Source organism: Gilliamella sp. Pra-s60 (assembly GCF_009795755.1).
Lineage (GTDB): Bacteria > Pseudomonadota > Gammaproteobacteria > Enterobacterales > Orbaceae > Gilliamella.
The window spans coordinates 210,752-233,864 of the sequence record NZ_WTFA01000002.1; the positions used below are offsets into that span (position 1 = coordinate 210,752).

The 23,113-nt window shown below is 37.1% G+C and carries 21 protein-coding genes; 14 read left to right on the plus strand and 7 right to left on the minus strand.

What is annotated here, in order from left to right:
- The first annotated feature begins 55 nt into the window (after positions 1-55).
- Together luxS and GQ596_RS02560 are read left to right on the plus strand one after the other, a co-directional pair.
- Positions 56-571, plus strand: a complete 516-nt coding sequence (gene luxS, locus GQ596_RS02555) for an S-ribosylhomocysteine lyase (RefSeq protein WP_160400116.1) — start codon at positions 56-58, stop codon at positions 569-571.
- Positions 572-580: 9 nt separating this feature from the next.
- The gene (locus GQ596_RS02560; RefSeq protein WP_160400117.1) at positions 581-769 is read left to right on the plus strand and encodes a 2-hydroxymuconate tautomerase; all 189 of its coding nucleotides are present in this window, start codon (positions 581-583) and stop codon (positions 767-769) included.
- Positions 770-951: 182 nt separating this feature from the next.
- Here GQ596_RS02560 and ribA read toward each other — a convergent pair whose 3' ends face one another.
- Positions 952-1,563: a GTP cyclohydrolase II gene (gene ribA / locus GQ596_RS02565; RefSeq protein WP_160400118.1), complete on the minus strand. Its 612-nt coding sequence runs from the start codon at positions 1,561-1,563 to the stop codon at positions 952-954.
- Between the two features lie 101 nt (positions 1,564-1,664).
- Between ribA and GQ596_RS02570 the strand changes: the two genes are divergently transcribed.
- The 7 genes from GQ596_RS02570 (at position 1,665) to GQ596_RS02600 (ending at position 8,833) form a co-directional block, all read left to right on the plus strand.
- Positions 1,665-2,384 (plus strand): phosphatase PAP2 family protein, encoded by a 720-nt coding sequence (locus tag GQ596_RS02570; protein WP_160400119.1) that lies wholly within the window; start codon positions 1,665-1,667, stop codon positions 2,382-2,384.
- A gap of 148 nt (positions 2,385-2,532) precedes the next feature.
- On the plus strand, positions 2,533-2,838 hold the full coding sequence (locus GQ596_RS02575; RefSeq protein ID WP_202113724.1) for a LapA family protein: 306 nt from the start codon (positions 2,533-2,535) through the stop codon (positions 2,836-2,838).
- Between the two features lie 12 nt (positions 2,839-2,850).
- Entirely contained in the window at positions 2,851-4,029 is a 1,179-nt protein-coding gene (lapB, locus tag GQ596_RS02580) for a lipopolysaccharide assembly protein LapB (protein ID WP_160400120.1), read from the plus strand.
- Positions 4,030-4,041: 12 nt separating this feature from the next.
- Complete coding sequence (locus tag GQ596_RS02585; RefSeq protein ID WP_160400121.1) at positions 4,042-4,827, plus strand: YchF/TatD family DNA exonuclease; 786 nt, start codon at positions 4,042-4,044, stop codon at positions 4,825-4,827.
- A complete protein-coding gene (locus tag GQ596_RS02590) occupies positions 4,817-5,929 on the plus strand; it encodes a cupin domain-containing protein (protein WP_160400122.1) in 1,113 nt (370 codons plus the stop codon). Before GQ596_RS02585 ends, GQ596_RS02590 begins: the two co-directional genes overlap by 11 nt.
- Before the next feature lie 184 nt (positions 5,930-6,113).
- On the plus strand, positions 6,114-7,355 hold the full coding sequence (locus tag GQ596_RS02595; protein ID WP_160400123.1) for an MFS transporter: 1,242 nt from the start codon (positions 6,114-6,116) through the stop codon (positions 7,353-7,355).
- Positions 7,356-7,624: 269 nt separating this feature from the next.
- On the plus strand, positions 7,625-8,833 hold the full coding sequence (locus GQ596_RS02600) for a PLP-dependent aminotransferase family protein (RefSeq protein ID WP_160400124.1): 1,209 nt from the start codon (positions 7,625-7,627) through the stop codon (positions 8,831-8,833).
- 127 nt (positions 8,834-8,960) lie between these two features.
- Here GQ596_RS02600 and GQ596_RS02605 read toward each other — a convergent pair whose 3' ends face one another.
- The 5 genes from GQ596_RS02605 to GQ596_RS02625 form a co-directional block, all read right to left on the minus strand.
- Positions 8,961-9,488 carry a hypothetical protein gene (locus tag GQ596_RS02605; RefSeq protein WP_160400125.1) on the minus strand — a complete coding sequence of 176 codons (528 nt, stop codon included), beginning with the start codon at positions 9,486-9,488 and terminating at the stop codon, positions 8,961-8,963.
- Positions 9,489-9,738: 250 nt separating this feature from the next.
- Entirely contained in the window at positions 9,739-10,185 is a 447-nt protein-coding gene (locus tag GQ596_RS02610) for a hypothetical protein (RefSeq protein WP_160400126.1), read from the minus strand.
- A 211-nt stretch (positions 10,186-10,396) separates the two neighbouring features.
- Positions 10,397-11,059, minus strand: coding sequence for a hypothetical protein (locus GQ596_RS02615; RefSeq protein ID WP_160400127.1), 663 nt, complete (start codon positions 11,057-11,059; stop codon positions 10,397-10,399).
- Positions 11,060-11,212: 153 nt separating this feature from the next.
- On the minus strand, positions 11,213-12,103 hold the full coding sequence (locus tag GQ596_RS02620; RefSeq protein WP_160400128.1) for an SDR family oxidoreductase: 891 nt from the start codon (positions 12,101-12,103) through the stop codon (positions 11,213-11,215).
- Positions 12,104-12,486: 383 nt separating this feature from the next.
- Positions 12,487-12,930 carry a hypothetical protein gene (locus GQ596_RS02625; RefSeq protein WP_160400129.1) on the minus strand — a complete coding sequence of 148 codons (444 nt, stop codon included), beginning with the start codon at positions 12,928-12,930 and terminating at the stop codon, positions 12,487-12,489.
- A 459-nt stretch (positions 12,931-13,389) separates the two neighbouring features.
- Between GQ596_RS02625 and ilvG the strand changes: the two genes are divergently transcribed.
- The 5 genes from ilvG (at position 13,390) to ilvA (ending at position 19,876) form a co-directional block, all read left to right on the plus strand.
- Entirely contained in the window at positions 13,390-15,069 is a 1,680-nt protein-coding gene (gene ilvG, locus GQ596_RS02630; protein WP_160400227.1) for an acetolactate synthase 2 catalytic subunit, read from the plus strand.
- Between the two features lie 3 nt (positions 15,070-15,072).
- A complete protein-coding gene (gene ilvM / locus GQ596_RS02635) occupies positions 15,073-15,303 on the plus strand; it encodes an acetolactate synthase 2 small subunit (protein WP_160400130.1) in 231 nt (76 codons plus the stop codon).
- Between the two features lie 131 nt (positions 15,304-15,434).
- On the plus strand, positions 15,435-16,364 hold the full coding sequence (locus GQ596_RS02640; RefSeq protein WP_160400131.1) for a branched-chain amino acid transaminase: 930 nt from the start codon (positions 15,435-15,437) through the stop codon (positions 16,362-16,364).
- A gap of 115 nt (positions 16,365-16,479) precedes the next feature.
- The gene (gene ilvD / locus GQ596_RS02645) at positions 16,480-18,330 is read left to right on the plus strand and encodes a dihydroxy-acid dehydratase (RefSeq protein ID WP_160400132.1); all 1,851 of its coding nucleotides are present in this window, start codon (positions 16,480-16,482) and stop codon (positions 18,328-18,330) included.
- A 1-nt stretch (position 18,331) separates the two neighbouring features.
- Positions 18,332-19,876, plus strand: coding sequence for a threonine ammonia-lyase, biosynthetic (gene ilvA, locus GQ596_RS02650; RefSeq protein ID WP_160400133.1), 1,545 nt, complete (start codon positions 18,332-18,334; stop codon positions 19,874-19,876).
- A 1,532-nt stretch (positions 19,877-21,408) separates the two neighbouring features.
- Here ilvA and GQ596_RS02655 read toward each other — a convergent pair.
- Entirely contained in the window at positions 21,409-23,043 is a 1,635-nt protein-coding gene (locus GQ596_RS02655; protein ID WP_160400134.1) for a hypothetical protein, read from the minus strand.
- Between the last annotated feature and the right edge of the window lie 70 nt (positions 23,044-23,113).

Genomic DNA, 23,113 nt, shown 5'->3' on the forward strand with positions numbered 1-23,113 from the left:
GTACTTGTTGGTTGATTGATTACAATAACAAGTATCAAAAAACAAGGAGGAAATTATGCCTTTACTCGATAGTTTTAAAGTTGATCACACCAAAATGAAAGCGCCTTTTGTGCGAATTGCAAAAACTATGGCAACCCCAAAAGGTGATGACATCACTGTGTTTGATCTACGCTTTACTATTCCTAATAAAGATAATCTACCAGAAAAAGGGATTCATACATTAGAGCATTTATTTGCTGGCTTTATGCGTGATCACCTAAACAGCGACAAAGTTGAAATAATTGATATTTCACCCATGGGGTGCCGTACAGGCTTTTACATGAGTTTAATTGGTAAACCAAACGAAGCATTAATAGTGGATGCATGGTTAAAATCAATGCATGATGTTTTAAATGTCAAATCACAAAATCAAATTCCAGAATTAAACGAATATCAATGTGGTACCTACAAAATGCATTCATTAGATGAAGCCAAAGCTATTGCTGAAAAAATTATAAAATCAGGCATTAGCATATGCCATAATGATGAAATCGCATTGACTGATGAACAGCTAGCTCAAATTAATCACTAGGAGATATCTATGCCAAACGTCGTTATCGACTTTTTAGAGGGTCGCACCATAGAGCAAAAAAGAGAAATGGCAAAACGCGTAACAAATGCAATTGCCGAAACACTTAACTGCAAACCTGAAGCAGTACAAATCATCATGCACGAAATATCAAAAGATCAGATCGCTAATGGTGGCATACTACGTAGTGATAAAGAATAGTGACAAAGATTAATTTTTACATATACAAATAATTACGCAAATAAGCTAAAACCCTTTGGGTATATTTAAGCTTCATAAAAAAATCTCAAAATAAATATATTTTGAGATTTTTACCTAAACATTTATCACTATTTCATATAAATTCAGCCACCAATAAATTATTCGTAATTCAGCTAAATCGCTTAATGCTTGCAATTGCAGTGATGTAAATGAAGTATATGCCCCATTTTATTCGCTTTTGTTTCTAAATAATGTTCATTATTTGGATTTTCACCGACTTCCAATGGCTCTCGTTTTGTAATTTTGATACCTGAGCTTTCAAGTACTCTAATTTTTTCTGGATTATTGGTTAATAAACGAATTTGAGACACACCTAATAAATTAAGCATATCAGCACATAAAGTAAAATCGCGTTCATCCGCTGCAAAACCTAATTGTTCATTGGCTTCAACTGTATCTAATCCTTGATCTTGTAATGCATAAGCTCTAATTTTATTCAGCAAACCAATATTACGCCCTTCTTGACGATGATAAATTAAAATCCCTTTACCTTCTTTTGCAATTTGTTTTAAAGCTGCTTCTAACTGAAAACCACAATCACAGCGTAAACTAAAAAGTGCATCCCCCGTTAAACATTCAGAATGAATCCTTGTAAGCACAGGTGCATCACTAGATATATCACCAAATACCAATGCTACATGATCCTTCTTTGTTGCAATCTCTTCAAATCCAACAATAGTAAAACATCCCCAAGGAGTTGGTAATTTTGCTTGTGCAACACGTTTTAATTGCATTATTTTCTCCGTTTTAAATAAAACATAGATAAGATTTTATAAAAATAAATCTACATTCTATGCTAAAATATTAAGCAATTTGTACTTAATTGAGTTTATAAATGGGGTTAGTAATAAAAAAAACAATAGCTATACTAGCTATTTTCTTAACTGTGCCTTTAGTTATTATAGCCATAAATTGGCACTGGCAACCAACGTCATTAAATAATACATCTAAATATTTATTTTTAATAACCGAAACGGCCAGTTTTCCTTGGGCAATAATAACATCGGCAATTTTATTTTTAGTATTTTTCCTATTATTACCCAACAAAACAAAAACAAAAATTGTTTTGTTATGGTTGCTACTTGTTAGCGCAATATTAAGTGGTCAAGTAATTAAAAGCTTTTTGAAATCGCAAACAGCCGAATCAAGACCTTATGTACTTTGGATGGCAAAAGAATTTAATATGACTGATCAACAATTTTATTCGCAAACAAAGTCAGAAAGAAAAGAACTTATCCACCAATTACTAAATAATTCAATAACAATCCCAAGTTGGTTATCTAACCACTGGCAACATGAAACAGGATATTCCTTTCCTTCTGGGCATACGTTATTTTCTGCCACTTGGGCATTTTTAGCTTTAACATTACTAAAATTTAAACGGCATTATATAATAATATCAAGCACCATTATCTGGTCGGTATTAATTGAAATTAGTCGGTTATTACTAGGTATGCATCGACCAATTGATTTAATAACAAGCATATTAATCGCTTGGATAATTTCATTAATCTGCTGTTTTTATGCTAAAAAATGGCATATAGTAGACAAGTAACGCTTAAATAAAAATAAAAGAAATTCAATTTATAACAGACGGATTTAATTTTTGAACGTTATAATTAACAGCTTAACGAACCAAAGCAATTTATAGAAACAGACACATATAATAAAAACGTTTAACTAAAAACAAAAAGGTTAACATTATGAAATTTGTTATATCAATTTTATTGATAATTATCATTTTTGCCATCTCAATAGCAATAGGTTCAGCGAATGATCAACTTGTAACATTTAATTATTTGGTTGCTAAAACAGAAATTCGTTTATCAGTATTATTAGCTATTTTGTTTGGTTCCGGTTTTATTGTTGGTTGGATATTAACAGGCGCTTTCTTCTTAAAATCTAAATTTCAACACTCATCAACAAAACGTAAATTAAACAAATTACAAAAAAAATACGATGAAGATATAGCAAATCATCAACAAACAACCTTAACTAAACCCAATTAAGAATAGGTTACTATGTTTGAGCTGTTATTTCTGTTACTTCCTATTGCTGCCGGATATGGCTGGTATATGGGTAACAGAAATGCAAAACAAAAATATTTAAATGAATCTAATCGGCTATCTCGTGAATATGTAGATGGTTTAAACTTTCTTTTGTCTAACCAAAAAGATAAAGCTGTCGATCTTTTTTTAGATCTATTAAAAGAAGATGATGGTACACTTGAAGCGCATTTAACATTAGGTAACTTATTTCGCTCTCGAGGCGAAGTTGATAGGGCGATACGTATTCACCAAGCACTGTTAGACAGCGCATCATTAACCTTTGAACAACAACTATTAGCCATTCAACAATTAGGCCGAGATTATATGGTTGCAGGTTTTTACGACCGTGCCGAAAAGATGTTTTTACAATTAATAGATGAAGAAGACTTTCAACAACATGCATTACAACAACTTATCATCATATATCAGTCAACCAGTGAATGGATAAATGCCATTAACACAGCAACTAAACTAGTGAAACTTGGCAATGAAAAATACAGAACTGATATTGCACAATTTTATTGTGAACTCGCCTCACAAGCTATGACCAATAATGAACTAGACAAAGCAAATAACCTACTACAAAAATCAGCAACGGCAGATGCAACATGTGCTCGGACTTCACTCATGCTGGGTCGCGTTTTTATGGCTCAAAACAAAATAGAGCAAGCTATCGAATCGTTTCAAGAAATATTACAACAAGACAAAGCCTTTATTGGCGAAGCATTACCTTTATTAAAAGAGTGCTATCTAAAACTAAATAATCAACAGCAATTTCAACAATTTTTACAATTATGTGTCGAACAAGATAGCGGTAGCGTCGCCGAATTAATGCTTGCTGATCTTATAGAAAAACAGAAAGGCTTAGATGCAGCACAACATTACATGTACCGTGAATTACTTAAACATCCTAATTTAAAAGGATTTTATCGATTAATGAACTATCATGTTGCAGATGCAGAACAAGGCAAAGCGAAAGAAAGCCTGTTGCTTTTACGTAACATGGTAGGTGAGCAAATAAAAATTGTCCCGAATTATCGATGCCAAAAATGTGGATTTACGGTCAACTCCATCTACTGGTTATGCCCTGCTTGCCGTTCGTGGTCAACCATAAAACCTGTTCGTGATTTTGAACAACATACCAATAAATAAAAAGAGATTTCTATGTTTTTAATTGACTCTCACTGTCATTTAGATAGTTTAGACTTTAGTACTAAATCCATCAAAGATGTTTTACAAGAAGCTGTAAACAACGATGTTAAACATTGCTTAAGTGTAGCAACAACATTATCGGGCTATGAATCGATGAAACATCAACTTACCCCTTATAAACATCAATGCTCTTTTTCGTGTGGGATTCATCCGCTTAATTTAGACGATGAAAAGTATGATGCCGATCGTTTTCAAAGCTTAGCGCAAGAAGATAACGTCATAGCACTAGGCGAAACAGGTCTTGATTACTACTATCAACAAGATAATTTAGAACAGCAACAAGAAAATTTTAAAGAGCATATTCGATTAGGTCGCAAATTAAATAAACCAATTATTGTCCATACCCGTAACGCCAAACAAGACACATTAAGAATATTAAAAGACGAACACGTTCATTCTGGCGTTTTACACTGTTTTACTGAAGATATCGAAACAGCCAAACAACTCTTAGACATCGGCTTTTATATCTCATTTTCAGGAATCATCACCTTTAAAAATGCCGAAGCCCTGCGCGATGTTGCCAAATATGTACCACTTGATCGTATCTTGGTCGAAACAGATTCCCCTTACCTTGCTCCAGTACCACACAGAGGGAAAGAAAACCAACCAGCGTATGTTCGTGAAGTGGCACAATATTTATCCGCTTTAAAAGGCGTCTCATTAGAAGCGATAGCCCAAAAAACCACAGCTAACTTTTGTCGATTATTCAATCTGCAAGGAAAATTAAATGAATTATAAATTAACCATTGATTGGAATGATTTTTTAACAAATTATTGGCAAAAAAAACCAGTAATCTTACGCAAAGCATTTACTAACTTTATTGATCCCATTACACCAGATGAACTTGCAGGGTTAGCAATGGAAGAAGAAATTGATAGCCGAATTGTTTCCAATAAAGATGGCGTTTGGGATGCAAAATATGGACCATTTACTGAATATCATAACTTAGGAGAAGATCACTGGAGTTTACTTGTTCAAGCGGTTGATCACTGGCATGAACAAGCTGCCACATTAGTTGAACCATTCAAATGCATACCACAATGGCAATTTGATGATTTAATGATTTCTTATGCAACACAAGGAGCAGGTGTTGGGCCTCATATTGATAATTACGATGTGTTTATTATTCAAGGCATGGGGAGCAGGCGTTGGCAAGTGGGTGATCGCAACCCAAATTATAAACAATTTAATGCACACAAAGCATTATTACATGTTGAAGATTACCAATCCATCATAGATGAAGAACTCACGACAGGCGACATTTTATACATTCCAATAGGTTGCCCTCATAATGGTATATCTATTGGTGAATCACTTAGCTATTCTGTTGGTTTTATGACACAAACATCGCAAGAACTACTTAGTAGCTTTGCCGACTATATCATCGATAACCTACCTAATGGTATTTATTATCAAGACCCGAATTTAAAACTACCTAACGATCCACACCGAGTTCAACCTTATGAACTAACAAAACTACAGGATCAAATTATCGACTTAATCAAAACACCCCAATTATTTAACGATTGGTTTGGCAAACACATTACACAATCAATGCACGAACTAAATATTGTACCTGTTGAACCACCCTACGATTACAATGAATTCGAATCACTACTAAAAAATGGTTCAAAACTACACCGAGTACCTAGCATTCGCATTCTTAAGGTAGGTGATTTTGGCTACATTCATGGTGAAAAAATTGACTTACCAATGCCTATCATCGATCTACTTTGTGAAACAGAAACATTATATTACAAGCAGTTACAAGATAAAAACGTGCTTCAAATAATGCTTGAGTTTGTTAACAAAGGTTACTGGTATTTTGCAGAAGAATGACATAACATCCCGCCGATATTAAAATCGGCGGATAAAACAGCTATTTAAGCTTTAAGTTTGGCTTTTTATGAGTTTTAAGTATATACTTTCCCCCGCTTTTATTTACCCGCCGTTTAATCACAAATTAAACATTATAAAATGAAAATTTTAAGTAACTATCTAATTTTAAAAACTAGAGGTATACATGAAAACTGAAGCAAACACAGCCCAGCAAGCTAAAAGCGAAAGTGAACAAACAACGCCATACCAAAAGAAAACACTTTTTGCTTCCACCGTAGGTTATGCACTTGATGGCATGGATATGATGATTTTAGGTGTTTGTTTTAGCCTGATTTCGACAAGCTTTAACCTAACTAAAGCAGATTTAGGCACCTTAACATCAGTGACCCTACTTGGCGCAGTATTAGGGGGCATTTTATTTGGTGTACTTGCTGATAAATATGGTCGAGTTAGAGTTTTTTCATGGACGATTTTAATATTTTCCTTTTTCACTGGACTATGCGCAATTTCACCCAACTATGAGTGCTTTTTAATATTTCGCTTTTTAAGTGGGCTTGGTCTTGGTGGCGAATTTGGTATTGGCATGACGCTAGTTTCTGAAAGTTGGCCTAAAAATAAACGTTCAAGAGCAACATCAATTGTTGCACTAGGCTTTCAAGTAGGTATTATTTTAGCCGCATTGACTGTCAATTTCATTGGTGAAATTTATGGTTGGCGCTGGGCTTTTGCCATGGGTGTATTACCCGCATTATTTGTTGCATGGACTCGTAAAGGTCTAAAAGAACCTGAAATTTGGCAAAACCTTAAAAACCAAAACAAAAATAAAATTGCCATTGGCAAATTATTTAAAAATCCCCGAACAATAGCAACAACAATAGGATTAACCATTGCTTGTGCAGTACAAAACTTCGGCTTTTATGGACTCATGGTTTGGATGCCAAACATGATTGCAACCGAACTCAAATTGCCATTTAAAAACACCATGTTTTGGACCATTTCAACCACTATTGGCATGTCATTAGGGATTTTGATTTTTGGTTGGTTATGCGACAAATTTGGCCGTCGTCCTTCTTACATTCTGTTTTTATTTGTTTCAGCCGTTTCGATTTGGTTCTATTTCCAACAAACTGATATGGTTATACTTATTATATTTGGTTCAGTGATTGGCTTTTTTGTCAATGGCATGATGGGTGGATATGGTGCGTTGCTTGCTGAGCATTACCCAACAGATGCACGATCAAGTGCTGAAAACATTATCTTCAATATAGGTCGAGGTCTTGCTGGCGTATCACAAGTGCTTATTGCCTATTTGGCCACTGTCTACTCAATTAGCTATGCATTAGCTTTATTGTCTGCCGCTTATTTATTATCGGCTGCTGCATTTGTCTTTTTAATACCTGAAACAAAAGGCAAAGCACTCGAATAAAATATCTCAAAAATAAAAAACAGGGCAACAGCCCTGTTTTTTTATATCAATTCAAACTTATTATATTAAACAATGAAAATACGGCTAAATTGTTTAATTTGTTTTAATGACAAATTAAATATGCCATATTATAGTGAGCACGAAAATAATATTGTAACTAAAATATTGTCGATATCTAAATCATTCTAAAAAAGCATTATTCATTAAAATACAATAATGCACTGATAAAACCGACTATAAAACTATAAACAAGATAAAGGTGAGTATTTATGTTGTGGAAACTATCTAACCGAGCTATAGCATTGAAAAGCTCTGCTATTCGTGAAATTTTAAAAATTACCGAACAGCCTGATGTTATTTCATTTGCTGGAGGCTTACCTTCGCCAAATACTTTTCCAGTACAAAAAATAAAAGACGCCTTCGACCATATTATTACCGCTGACGAAATGAGTGGTTCTTTACAATATGGACCAACCGAAGGTTATGCACCGCTACGCATCTGGTTAGCTGAATATTTATCTCAGCGTGATAACACTAACGTAAAACCTAACCAAATTTTGATAGTCACTGGTTCTCAACAAGCTTTAGATCTTATTGGCAAAGCACTGATAGACAAAGGAAGTAAAGTCCTAGTTGAAACCCCAACCTATTTAGGTGGATTACAATCTTTCACTCAATATGAGCCTGAGTATATTTCGCTAGAAGGTGATGAACAAGGCATTATTCCTGAAAAACTTGATGACAAAACGGCAGCCGATGCCAATTTTATGTATGTAATCCCTAACTTTCAAAACCCGACAGGACGCCGTTTACCATTAGCACGACGCCAACAATTAGCAGAAAAAGCAATCCGCAATAACCTTGCATTGGTCGAAGACGATCCTTATGGAGAATTAGATTACCAAGGACATCGTTTACCAAGCTTATACACATTAGCGCCAGAAAACACTATTTATTTAGGTTCTTTCTCAAAAATCTTAGCCCCAGGACTACGCCTTGGGTATATCGTTGCCAATGAAAAATTAATCAACAAATTGGTACAACTAAAACAAGCAGCAGATCTACATACCCCAAGTCTAACTCAACGTATTGCTTACCATGTAATAAAAGATGGCTTTCTTGATAAGCATATTCCAACTATTCGTGAATTATACGGTCATCGTTGCCAAGCAATGTTAAATGCATTACAAAAATACATGCCAACCACAGTCACTTGGAATAAACCCGAAGGAGGCATGTTTATTTGGATTGAATTACCAAAAAATATCAATGCGACAGAACTACTTAGCGAAGCAATCCAACATAAAGTTGCTTTTGTACCGGGTGAAACCTTTTTTGCTAATGCTATTCGAACTAATTGCATGCGACTTGCTTTTGTCACAGTACCAGAAGAAAAAATTGAACAAGGCATCAAAACATTAGCTAAATTAATCGCTAACTGGTCAGATATACTAGAAGAAAGCCCAACAATAATGTAGATTCATACCAATAAAAAGGGCTCAAATAGAGCCCTTTTTATCTAAACTCGTCAAAATTGATAGATATAATCCATAAACTTTAACTTTTTCATAATCTTAAATAAAATAATACAAAATAAATATATCGTTATTTAGTATCACAATCGCTCGGTTTTACCTCAAATGACATTACTTTTTCGTTTCCAATGTAATAGTTATGACTGACACCATTTGGAAATGCGTCTCTAAACTGTTTAATTTGTGGGTTATTACCACAATAAATTTTTCTCAATGCCTTTCCTGTTTGATTTTTTGTGTCAGAGATTGATATCTCATCTTTTGAAGCATTAATAATATATTTATAATTCAGTAATTCACTAGCTTTTGCTATTTCAACTAAATCAGAGATTGATATTTCATCTTTTGAAGCACTAATAATATATTTATAATTCAGCAATTCACTATCTTTTGCTATTTCAACTAAATTAGTGTTTGCATCAACTTTAACTGGAAGCATTTTTTTAGCTTCATTAATAATGGTATCTTGTAAAATAGCAAGATCAGTATTTTTTGAAGAATCACCAACTACTTGGTTGGCATCAGATTTCGAGTTATCACAACCGAAAAGAGCTAAACTCATCAAAATTGCAACTACTGCTAGTTTTAAACCTTTCATTGATATTCCTTTTTATTAAAGTTACCAATTTCATTTTTACCAATTATTTAAAATACAGGCATTATCATTGTAAAATTTTTGAAAACAAATAGGTATAAAAATTGTCATATTTTACATATTAAACAAAAAATCAATAAAAAGGGCTCAAACAGAGCCCTTTTTATCTAAACTCGTCAAAATTGATAGATATAATCCATAAATTTTAACTTTTTCATAATGTTAAACAAAATAATGCAAAATAAATATACCGTTATTTAGTATCACAATCACTCGGTTTTAACTCAAATGACATTATTTTTTCGTCTCCAATGTAATAGTTATGACTAACACCATTTGGAAATGCGTCTCTAAACTGTTTAAGTTGTGGGTTATTACCACAATAAACTTTTTTCAATGCCTCTCCTGTTTGATTTTTTGTGTCAGAGATTGATATCTCATCTTTTGAAGCATTAATAATATATTTATAACTCAGTAATTCACTATCTTTTGCTATTTCAACTAAATTAGTTTTTGCATCAACTTTAACTGGAAGCATTTTTTTAGCTTCATTAATAATAGTATCTTGTAAAAGAGTAAGATCAGTACTTTTTGAAGAATCACCAACTGATTTGTTGGCATCGGATTTTGAGTTATCACAACCAAAAAGAGCTAAGCTCATCAAAATTGCGACTACTGCGGCTGGTTTTAAACCTTTCATCAATATTCCTTTTTATTAAGTTACTAATTTTATTTTTGCCAATTATTCAGGCATTAGCATTGTAAAATAGTTGAAAGAAAATAGGTATAAAAATTGTCATATTTTACATTTTTAAACAAAAATAAATAATAAATAAAAAGGGCTTTAATAAGCCCTTTTATTACTAATGAGTTTTAACTATTTATACTTATTGAATCTAATCAAACCATATTTAATCATTATCATCACAATCAGTCGGTTTTACATCCACTGAAAAAACTTTATCGTCATTGATGTAATAATTATGATTAGCACCTCTAGGGAATACTAATCTTAGCGTCTTCATACTAGCATCATCACCACAATAAAACGCAACTAATTTATTTTGTAAATTTTTTTGATTAGTTTCAGCTAGCAATGCATCTTTAGTAATATTATTCACAACATATTTATAATTAATTGCATTACTCTCTGTTGATACATCAACCAAAGTCATACTCGAATCAATAGTTGCAGGCAATTTTGTTTTAATCGCCTTGATCATCAAACCTTGAGCAACACCATAATTACCTTCTTTAATCTTATTAAGCATATCTTCTTTTTCCGATTTTGTTTGTTCATACAAATCTTTAGCCTTATCACTAACGGCTGAACTTACTTGCTTAACTTGATCGCCAATTTTTGAGCCTAATTGACTTGCTTTATCGCCAATTTCAGAGCTTAATTGACTCGCTTTTTCGCTAATTTGAGATCCTACTTGATTAGCCTTGTCATTTATTTCTGAACTTGTCTGCTCGGCTTGCTGCTTGATATCATCAGTTTTTGATTTTGAATTATCACAATTAACTAAAAAAAACCCTAATACTACTAAAGAGATTACTTTAAAAAGTTTCATATTATTCCCCTTCTATTTTTAATTTATATTGGCTATAGTGATTTGGATTCGCAATAACCTATTGATTTTAAAAATTGATTACCTATAAATCAGCTGTAAAAGCACATAAAAAGCACTTTTACAGTGACCGTTATCTATTAGCTAATTACTTAATTAGTTAATATGCATACCACCAGTAACACCATACGTTTCGCCTGTTGTATAGCTTGACTCTTCTGATGCTAAATGCACATAAACACCAGCAAGCTCAACAGGTTGACCTGCTCGTTGTAATGGGGTTTGTTTACCAAATTCAGGAATCACATCACTTGGTTGACCACCACAAATTTGTAGTGGAGTCCAAACTGGTCCTGGCGCCACGCTATTTACACGGATACCTTTATGCGCTAATTGTTTAGCTAAACCACGAGTAAACGCAATAATAGCCGTCTTAGTTGAAGCATAATCTAATAAATTACCACTAGGTTGATAAGCCTGAACTGACGAAGTAGTAATAATAGTCGAACCGGGTTTTAAATATCCTAAAGCTGCTTTAGTCATCCAAAAAAGCGAGAACACATTCACTTCAAACGTTTTTTTAATTTGCTCTGTGGTAAGGTCCATAATATTTTCGACTGCAGTTTGTTTACCGGCAACTAACGTCAAATTATCTAACCCACCTAATTTATCATGAGCTTCATCAACTAATTTTTTACAAAACGCCTCATCACTTAAATCACCGGGAATTAACACCACTTTACGCCCAGCGGCCTCAATAACTTTAGCAACTTCTTCCGCGTCTTTTTGTTCAACAGGAAGATAATTGATAGCCACATCAGCGCCTTCTTTAGCATAAGCAATCGCTGCTGCACGTCCAATGCCTGAATCGCCGCCAGTCACAAGCATTTTACGCCCTTCTAAACGATTATGTCCTTGATAGCTCTTTTCGCCACAATCAGGAATTGGGGTCATTTCACACTGTAAAGCTGGTGCAACCTGTTTTTGTTTTGGAAACTTGTCATGATGATATTTGGTAAGTGGATTATAGATTTTTTGTTTACGCATAATATGCTCCTAAGTTAATCTATATTTTTTATAAAACCTTAATATAATTTAAATAAAATCAATTAAGACTCACAAAATCCTATGTGTACTCATATCAATGTTAAAAATACTTAATCAACTCAATAAATTATATAGTTTAAGATTGGGACTTTTTTAAAGACTTTTGCTTTTAAAACTGAATTTTGCTACTTGGTAACACCTTCTAAATTTTCAAAAAAATTAAAAATAAGGACTAAAAATTCATTAAAGCTGGCTTTGAGTGGGCTTGGTGAGAACGGTGAAAATAGTCATATCAAAGCCATGATCGTTGTATAATTTTGTACTGGATTTAGTGTAGCAAATTAAAATTAACTAAGCTAGATATAGCGCATTAACAAAAAAGATCAATTAACTTTGCAATCTGTTGATTTTAATTCAATTATAATGATTTCTTTATTATTAATATCGTAGTGATAGTTAATACCATCCGGAAAATCATTTTTTAGTGTTCTCATCTCATCACTATTTTCACAATACGTCTTAAGCAATTTTTGACGAATAGCATCAATTGTTGTTGGTAATAATAGAGCTTGTTCAGGTGTATTTCGAACACTATAAGTATAATTAATTGTATTATGATCTTTTTCTACCCCAACTAACGTAGTGAGCTCATCAATATCAATCGGTAACGCTTTTTTTATTGGTTCAATCACTTCATTTTGAGTATCGCTAAGCTCGCTGTTTTTTGAATCTGTATTGGACGCACTTTGTGAAGGGCTTTTAGCGTTATCACAGCTGATTAAAGCTAGATTTAAAAGTGCAAAAAGAATTAGTTGCAATATTTTCATACTGATATCTCATTTTTAATGGTTTAGATATACGATATTTCTTAATATTACTCATGTTTACTATTTATACACCACATCATCAAAAACACCAAAACAAAGCATCAAAGATGATGTTTTTTTATACTACAACAAAAAAATCGCCAAACCTTTTCAACAGATTATTGATACACATGACAAAAACGTCAAAAAACGGTTGCACTTTTTTTAAAAACGAGTATTTTGTTAAGAATAGTTTTTAAAAATGACAAAAAGTTAATTATATAACATTATGAAATTTTCACTCAAAATCGTCCTCATCAACATTATTGTCAGCGTGGTCATTATTCCAGCGCGGGGGCGTTTTTTGAATTAAAAATATGTTCATACATAGATCAAAAACCCCCGCCCTCAAAAAGCGGGGGTTTTTTTATGAACCTTATTTTTTATGAAAAATAAATGGGCAAAATAAGTGAGGAATCAATGTTAGGAACACAGTGGATAGTAAAAACTTTAAAAGAGAAAGGCGTAACTACCGTTTTTGGATATCCTGGCGGACAAATTATGCCACTATATGATGCGCTTTATGATGGTGGTATTGAGCATGTACTGTGTCGCCACGAACAAGGTGCAGCCATGGCAGCCATAGGCTATGCCCGAGCAACAGGAAAAACAGGTGTCTGCATTGCAACCTCTGGCCCTGGTGCAACAAACATCATCACAGGTCTTGCCGATGCCTTAATTGATTCAGTACCGATTGTTGCCATAACAGGACAAGTTCCCACCAACCTTATTGGTACTGACGCCTTTCAAGAAGTAGATGTTTTAGGATTATCACTTGCTTGCACCAAACACAGTTACTTAATTGATGAGGCTAAAGACTTACCCAACACCTTAGAACAGGCCTTTGACTTAGCCAATTCAGGCAGGCCGGGACCAATATTAATTGACATCCCCAAAGACATACAGCTTGCAAACCTAGAGTACCAAAACTATTTATCGCCATCCTTAACCAAAACTTCTCAACAAGATAACTCTCAATTATATCCAATCTTGCCTGATGATATAAACCAAGCCAAACAAATGATCGCCCGAGCTAAAAAACCAATCCTTTACATTGGTGGTGGTGTTGGACTTTCTGGAGCAATAGCCGAACTAAGACAATTCATGGCACTAACAAACATCCCAAGTGTATCAACACTAAAAGGACTTGGCGTAGCCGATCTTAATAACCCTTATTATTTAGGACTAATTGGCATGCACGGCGCCAAAGCAGCTAATTTAGCAGTGCAAGAGTGCGATCTACTAATTGCGTTAGGGGTGCGATTTGATGACAGAGTAACGGGCAATCTTAACGAATTTGCACGACATGCTAAAGTGCTTCATGTTGATATTGACCAAGCCGAAATCAACAAATTACGCCAAAGCCATTTAGGATTGCAAGGTGACATAAAACACGTGTTACCCTTGCTAAATCAAACTGTATCAATAAATGCATGGCATCAAAGGATTGATGAATTAAAAGCACAGCATCCAACCCGTTATGATCACCCAGGCGAAGCCATTTATGCACCAGCATTATTAAAAACCCTATCAGAGCGTAAATCGGCCGATGCAGTTATTACAACCGATGTTGGACAACACCAAATGTGGACAGCCCAGCACATGCGCTTTACCCACCCACAAAACTTTATCACATCAAGTGGGCTTGGCACTATGGGATTTGGTTTACCTGCTGCCGTTGGTGCACAAATGGCAAGACCGAATGACTGCGTTATCTGTGTATCGGGCGATGGTTCATTCATGATGAATGTTCAAGAACTCACCACCATCAAACGCAAACAGCTACCAATAAAAATTGTATTAATTGATAACCAACGCTTAGGCATGGTTCGCCAATGGCAAGAGCTATTTTTTAACGAAAGATACAGCGAAACAAACCTATCTGATAATCCCGATTTTTTAACGCTAGCCAAAGCGTTTGACATACCGGGGCAAACCATCAGCAAAAAGTCACAAATAAACGGTGCGCTTGACAACATGTTCAATTCCAAAGGTGCTTACCTTTTACATGTATGCATAGACGAATTAGAAAACGTATGGCCACTTGTACCACCTGGTGCGGCCAACGAAAACATGTTAGACAAAAGTGGCAAGGAGTAAGCAATGAACCAACAAACGCAACATCAATTAACCATAAAAGCGAATGACGCCTTAGGAACACTTGAACGAATATTGCGTGTAATCCGCCATCGAGGTGGACACATCGAATCAATGCAAATGCAAACATTCGAAAACAACACAATAACAATGACGCTACACTTAACGACCGAAAGATCACTATCAACATTACAAAACCAAGTCGCAAAATTAGAAGATGTCATTACAGTTGAATAAAAGATTAACCAAATTAATAAATAACTTAACAGTTAAACAAACACAAGTTCAGAGTATAATGCTTAACCATTAAAGCAAAATACTTACAGCAAAAAATGCTTATCAAATAAAAAATAAAGAGGAAAACAAAAATGGGTTCTACAGCAAAATCGGATTATATTTGGTTTAATGGCGAAATGGTTCCATGGGCAGATGCCAAAGTACATGTTATGTCGCACGCCTTACATTATGGAACTTCAGTATTTGAAGGGGTACGTTGTTATGACACCCATAAAGGCCCTGCTATTTTTCGCCATAAAGAACACGCACAACGACTATTAAACTCAGCCAAAATTTATCGTTTTCCTGTTCCTTATTCGCTTGAAGAAATTATGGAAGCAACTCGCCAAACCATCAAAAAAAATAATTTAAAAAGTGCTTATATCCGCCCACTTGTTTTTGTTGGTGATGTAGGCATGGGAGTCAACCCACCAGCAGGTTATCAAACCGATGTCATGATTGCCGCATTCCCATGGGGTGCCTATCTTGGCGAAGAAGCATTAGACCAAGGTATTGATGCAATGGTCTCATCGTGGCATCGTGTCGCATCAAACACCATTCCCGCAGCAGCTAAAGCGGGCGGTAACTATTTATCGTCATTACTAATTGGATCTGAAGCACGAGCAAATGGTTTCCAAGAAGGTATCGCATTAGATGTGCATGGTCACCTATCAGAAGGCGCAGGCGAAAACCTATTCATCATAAAAGATAGCATTTTATATACCCCAGTGCTATCGTCTTCAGCGCTACCGGGTATTACACGTGATGCAGTATTAACATTAGCACGAGACATTGGCATAGAAGTGCGTGAACAAACACTATCTCGTGAATCACTTTATTTAGCCGACGAAGTGTTTATGACAGGCACCGCAGCCGAAATCACCCCCGTACGCAGTGTTGACCGCATTCAAGTGGGTATTGGTCGTTGCGGCCCAATCACCAAACAAATACAACAAACATTTTTTGGCTTATTTAGTGGTAAAACCGAAGACAAATACGGTTGGTTAGATCCAATTAAATAAAAATCACTCCCACCAACTAATTTGGTGGGAATTTTTTAAACATCGAATTAGCTATATTGATTTATTATCGAGACAAAATAAAATCGTATGCATAATAAAAACTTGGGAGCAAAAAATGCCTAAATATCGTTCAGCAACCTCGGTCGAAGGCCGAAACATGGCTGGCGCCCGTGCATTATGGCGTGCAACAGGCGTTAAAAATGAAGACTTTGGTAAACCCATCATTGCGGTGGTTAACTCATTTACACAATTCGTACCAGGGCATGTCCATCTAAAAGACATTGGTCAACTGGTTGCAAAACAAATTGAAGCATCAGGTGGTATTGCCAAAGAATTCAACACAATCGCCGTTGATGACGGCATCGCCATGGGGCATGGTGGTATGCTCTATTCATTACCATCGCGCGAACTTATTGCCGATTCGGTTGAATATATGGTTAACGCACATTGTGCCGATGCAATGATCTGCATCTCGAACTGCGACAAAATCACTCCCGGCATGTTAATGGCATCACTTCGTTTAAATATTCCCACCATTTTTGTTTCTGGTGGACCAATGGAAGCGGGCAAAACCAAACTTTCAGATCAAATTATAAAATTAGATCTGGTCGATGCCATGATCCAAAGTGCTAACCCAAATGTCAGCGACGAAGACAGCAAAGCAATCGAAGAATCAGCCTGCCCAACTTGTGGCTCTTGCTCAGGCATGTTTACCGCTAACTCCATGAACTGCTTAACTGAAGCCTTAGGCCTATCCCTACCCGGCAACGGCTCATTAGTTGCCACACACAAACAGCGTGAACAACTCTTTTTACAAGCAGCAAAACGCATTGTTGAAATTACCAAACGCTATTACGAACATGATGATGAATCTTACCTACCACGCGCTATCGCAACTAAAGCCGCATATGAAAACGCCATGTCACTCGATATTGCCATGGGGGGATCGACCAATACCGTTTTACATCTGCTAGCAACAGCACAAGAGGGTGAAATCGATTTTACTATGTCAGATATCGACAAATTATCCCGCAAAGTCCCACACCTATGCAAAGTGGCGCCAAGTACTGCAAAATATCATATGGAAGATGTACACCGTGCTGGTGGCGTGGTATCAATCATGTCTGAATTAGACAAAGCAGGCCTACTCAATCGTAATGTTCACAACGTACTCGGTTTATCATTACAAGAAACCTTTACTAAATACGACATCAAACAAACTAACGACGAAACCGTCAAAAAAATGTACCGTAGTGGCCCAGCCGGCATTCGCACTACCAAAGCATTTTCACAAGACTGCTATTGGGACACACTTGACGATGACCGTCAAGAGGGGTGTATTCGTGATATAGCCCATGCCTATAGTCAAGATGGTGGACTTGCCACACTCTATGGTAACGTAGCACTGGATGGAGCAATTGTTAAAACTGCAGGCGTTGCTGCTGAAAATCTCATTTTCCGAGGCCCGGCCAAAGTATTTGAAAGCCAAGAAGATGCTGTCGATGCCATTTTAGGTGGAAAAATAATAGCAGGCGATGTAGTTGTCATTATTTACGAAGGACCAAAAGGTGGACCGGGCATGCAAGAAATGCTCTACCCAACCAGCTATCTAAAATCAATGGGACTTGGCAAAGCTTGTGCCCTTATTACTGATGGACGATTTTCAGGAGGATCATCGGGCTTATCAATCGGACACATCTCACCAGAAGCAGCAAGTGGTGGAGTTATAGGGCTAGTTCGTGATGGTGATATAATCGATATTGATATTCCAAATCGAAAACTCGTACTAGATGTCCCTAATGATGAACTTGAACGCCGCCGAGTCGCCGAACTTGCCCGTGGTGACAAAGCCTTTACGCCTCACCACCGCAACCGCCAAGTCTCTTATGCACTTAAAGCTTACGCTAGCTTAGCAACCAGCGCAGACAAAGGGGCAGTTCGTGATAAAAGCAAACTTGGAGGTTAATGTGAAACAACAAAACACACAATTCACAGGCGCCGACTACTTAAAAGCAACACTTTGCAGTGCCGTTTATGACGTGGCCGAAGTCACTCCACTTGAAAAGATGGAAAAAATCTCAACAAGATTAAACAATCAAATTTTTGTCAAACGCGAAGACCGCCAACTCGTCCACAGTTTCAAAATCCGTGGCGCACAAGCCATGATAGCAAGCCTAAGTGAAGATGAACGCAAATGCGGTGTTATTGCCGCATCAGCAGGCAACCATGCGCAGGGCGTTGCTTTTTCGGCGTCTAAATTAGGCATCAGTTCTTTAATTGTTATGCCGCTAACAACCGCCGACATCAAAGTCGAAGCAGTAAAAAGCTTCGGCGGTGAAGTACTTTTGTACGGAGCCAATTTTGACGAAGCCAAAGCCAAAGCCATGGCGCTTGCCAAAGAACAAAAACGCATTTTTATTCCACCCTTTGACCACCCACTTGTCATTGCAGGACAAGGCAGTATTGCGATGGAATTATTACAACAAAATGCCAAACTCGACCGCATCTTTGTACCCGTCGGTGGTGGAGGGCTTGCTGCTGGCGTTGCGGTATTAATCAAACAAATCATGCCATCAATCAAAGTTATTGCGGTCGAACCTAAAGATTCCGCTTGCTTAAAAGCGGCGTTAGATGCCGGCCACCCTGTTGATTTAGATCGTGTTGGACTTTTTGCCGAAGGTGTCGCCGTTAAACGAATTGGAGACGAAACATTCAGGCTTTGCCAACAATATATCGACGATATCATCACCGTCAGTAGCGACGAAATTTGTGCAGCAGTAAAAGACCTATTTGACGATGTACGTGCCATAGCTGAACCCTCTGGCGCAGTTGCCTTAGCAGGGCTAAAAAAATACGTAGAGCACCACAACATCAGCGGCGAAAATCTTGCCCACATATTATCGGGGGCAAATTTAAATTTCCACAACTTACGTTATGTATCAGAACGTTGCGAACTTGGCGAAAAGCGTGAAGCACTCTTTGCAGTCACCATTCCCGAAAAGAAAGGCAGTTTTTTAAAATTCTGCCAACTCCTTGGCAGACGCTCAGTGACCGAATTTAACTACCGCTACCACGACGACAAGTCCGCCTATATTTTTGTCGGCATCAAAATTGCGCAAAGCAACGAAAAAGACGACATCATGCAAGAACTCACCGCCGCAGGCTACCCTGTTGTGGATCTGACCGAAGATGAAATGGCAAAACTGCATGTTCGTTACATGATTGGCGGCAAACCGTGCAAATCGCTTCAAGAACAAGTGTACAGTTTTGAATTTCCTGAATCACAAGGCGCTTTGCTTAAATTCTTGCAAACATTAGGGACAAATTGGAATATTTCGATGTTCCATTACCGTAGCCATGGGACTGATTATGGTAGAGTGCTTGCTGCGTTTGAAATTGGCGAAAGTGATAGTAGTGAATTTAATCAGCATTTGAAAGCTTTGGGGTATGGTTTTCATAACGAAACGCAAAATCCATCACTTGGGTTGTTTTTGACAAATCAGGGGGCGTAATGTTGTTTTTTTGTTAAAAAACAACAAGAAAAAACATCAATAAAATCAACACCTTTCCTGACCAATTTTTTCATCAAAATGATGTTTTTTTGTTGGTGCATAGAATGGGGTTGGTACGGTGGTTTTGGACGTTTTGACCTTTGGTGAACAAAATGGCTACAGTGCCCACGTCCGAGTCAGGGAATTAAAGCAAATTCCCTGACAACCCACGCTTTGGCTGCAGAATGTGGCCTTCGGCTACGCTACTCGTATCATCCTGATACTCGCCTCTACGAGGCCACCTTCGCTGTGCTCAGGTGTTCAAATTTGTTCCAGACAAATTTGTCAAGCGCGCCACAAACTCGCCAAACATTCCTGTTTGGCGTGCTAACCTCGCTCTGTTGTCGCCACATTCTGACGCCTGAATAAAACAGATAACATAGCCGATTGCTTTTTAATTATGTGATTAACTTTATTTTTTATTGCCGCCTATACGGCGTTAAGGAAGAGGCGTTGAATTTAGAAATAAATTTAACATTTCTAAACCGCCTATACGGCGTTAAGGTAGAACTCAAGATTTGATAAATCTTGTTATATAAAGATAAACAACAATTTTGACTTTGAAAACCCTTTTTTTAAACTATTTTCTAATATTTTGATTTTATTGAATTTTAAATTATCGTAAAAAAAAGGGTTTGGAGAGGTTTATATTCAAAAAAACGGATAGAAAAAACTTTAATAAAATCAGAACCTTTCCTGACCACTTTTTTGCGGTTAAGTGTTGTTATCCAGAGTGTACTTTTATTAGTTTTGCGGGTTTGTTAGTTGTTGGTATTTAACGCTAGTTATGCAAGTGGTTGATTTTGCTTAAAAAGAGCTAAATAAAAACTTCAATAAAATCAATACCTTTCCTGACCATTTTTTTGCGGTTAAGTGTTGTTATCCAGAGTGTACTTTTATTAGTTTTGCGGGTTTGTTAGTTGTTGGTATTTAACGCTAGTTATGCAAGTGGTTGATTTTGCTTAAAAAGAGTTAAATAAAAACTTCAATAAAATCAATACCTTTCCTGACCACTTTTTTGGGGTTTTTGCATTGCTTTTTAACACAAAAACAACTCACAAAAAAGACCTAAGGTTATGTTGTTGTCTTGTTTCGGCGTCGGACAAATTTGTCTGGAACAAATTTGAACACCTGAGCACAGCGAAGGTGGCCTCGTAGAGGCGAGTATCAGGATGATACGAGTAATTCCACAAACGGTGCGTTAAGACCGAGCGACGGCGGAGGGTTAGCCGTAGTAGCCAAAGCGTGGGTTGTCAGGGAATTCGCTTTAATTCCCTGACTCGGACGTTGTCACTGTAGCTATTTTGTTCACCAAAGGTCAAAACGTCCGAAACCTTGCCGTACTAAAAATAGACCACCGCTTTAAAGCGCCACAACGCAACCCTAAGGGAAACGCCCCAACTTACGCGGGGGCTTTATTCTTTGTTATATTATCCCCTCAGGCACCATAATCGCCCCCCGCGCCCTAAGGATTAAGAAATAAACACTAAGAACTAAGGCGTGGTGCAAAGGGCACTGAAGTAGCGGCCGGTGGAGTGCTTGAGGACGCGACCTGTTTTCGATTGGACTGCTAACCGCTGGATATCAAATTCGTCACGCGTCCAGTACTCGCCCCTGAAGCCTACACCGTAGTTGGCCATGGAGCCCCACTCCGTGAAAAATCCTGCCCCTATGTGACGCTTGTAATAATTATTAGATGAGCTAGGGTTCGCATTGGTTAAATCCCTTACCCTTGACAATATATAACCCAAACTATTACACCATGCTCTTTGAGCTGGAACATAATCCAAATCACTACGAGCGACGAACCACCGCTTTAACTCAAACCCATATTTTACCAACTCATTACCTGCACTGTCTCTACCTATCAACTCAAACGTCTGCGGCAAAGATGGACGTGTAAGTGAACGTGGATTACTTGAGCCTGTTTGACTACTATCAGCCCTAGGACCATGCAACGTTACCCGTGCTACCTGTTTCCCTTTATCATCACTAGGAATCCAATAATTATTAGCCTCTACCACCGATACTGTAGCTGTTATTTCACCACGTGTGACCGAAGACCATGTCAATTGACTGGCTTCTATACCACCAATAAGTAAATCAAAATATAATCCATTTGCTCCCGTAGTAGGAAAGTTCCTGCCGTAAGATGATGGACTCGTTGACTGAACTAAAAAGCCCCTCTTAGGATTCCATATGTTAGATGGGCCTGCATAGAGGGATTTATCATCAGAAACGATGCCAGTTGTTCCACCATACAACAAGTTCGGCCTGGCCGAACAAATAATGGGCTGTGATGAATTCGGATTAATATAATAATCCACCGTCGCGCCACTAAAACTACTACTCCTTGGTACGCCATACTGCGTGCTTAATGTGCCACCTGAGCTTGTTAAAGTTACCTTATAAGGAGCTTTACATATACTTAATGCATCAGTACGATTAACCATTCTATCGTCTCTATCCCTAAACGCTACCGATATACTCCCCGATGCCGTTACCTGTCCATCGCCATCATCATCTCCCCATTTCCCTTGGCTAATTAGATTATTTAAGCTAGTAGAGGTTGCTCCCGACGGTATCACCGTATGAATATCATTAAAAGTGAAATTTCCACTAGGTAACCTTATCGGATTTGTAGCACTCGATGTGTTAGTTGATGGTGTGATAACTATACCATTTGGCAACTCGATTGCCAAAAAGGTGTCCGTATTCGTTGCCTTGGTCCGCCCCCCATCAAACGTTAAATACGGCGCACTCCCCTCGATAGCCCTTGAGGTATAAGCCGATAACGCCTCTGTATCCTGCGTATATGACAATAACAACAATGGCGCAAAAAACAGTGCCGATTTTGATAATAATGGTGATTTAAATAGTAACGGCGGTTTGAATAGCAATGGCGGTTTGAATAGCAATGGCGGTTTGAATAGCAATGGCGGTTTTAATAACCACTTGGATATCGGCGATAATTTTGCCAAAAATATGGCCGATGACGGCGTCGATTTCGCTACGCGAAATGACTTCGGTGATGAAAATAACTGTGGCGCCCTATTTTGGCCACTGTGCGAATCAATAAGATTTAGGGCATAGGTTTGGCAGGCCAGATGCCAGATGCCAGATGCCAACCATGGTAATGCATTTTTATTCCCTTGTCAAGTAATTTATTGTTTTATTTGAATTTTTATATCCGTTCGC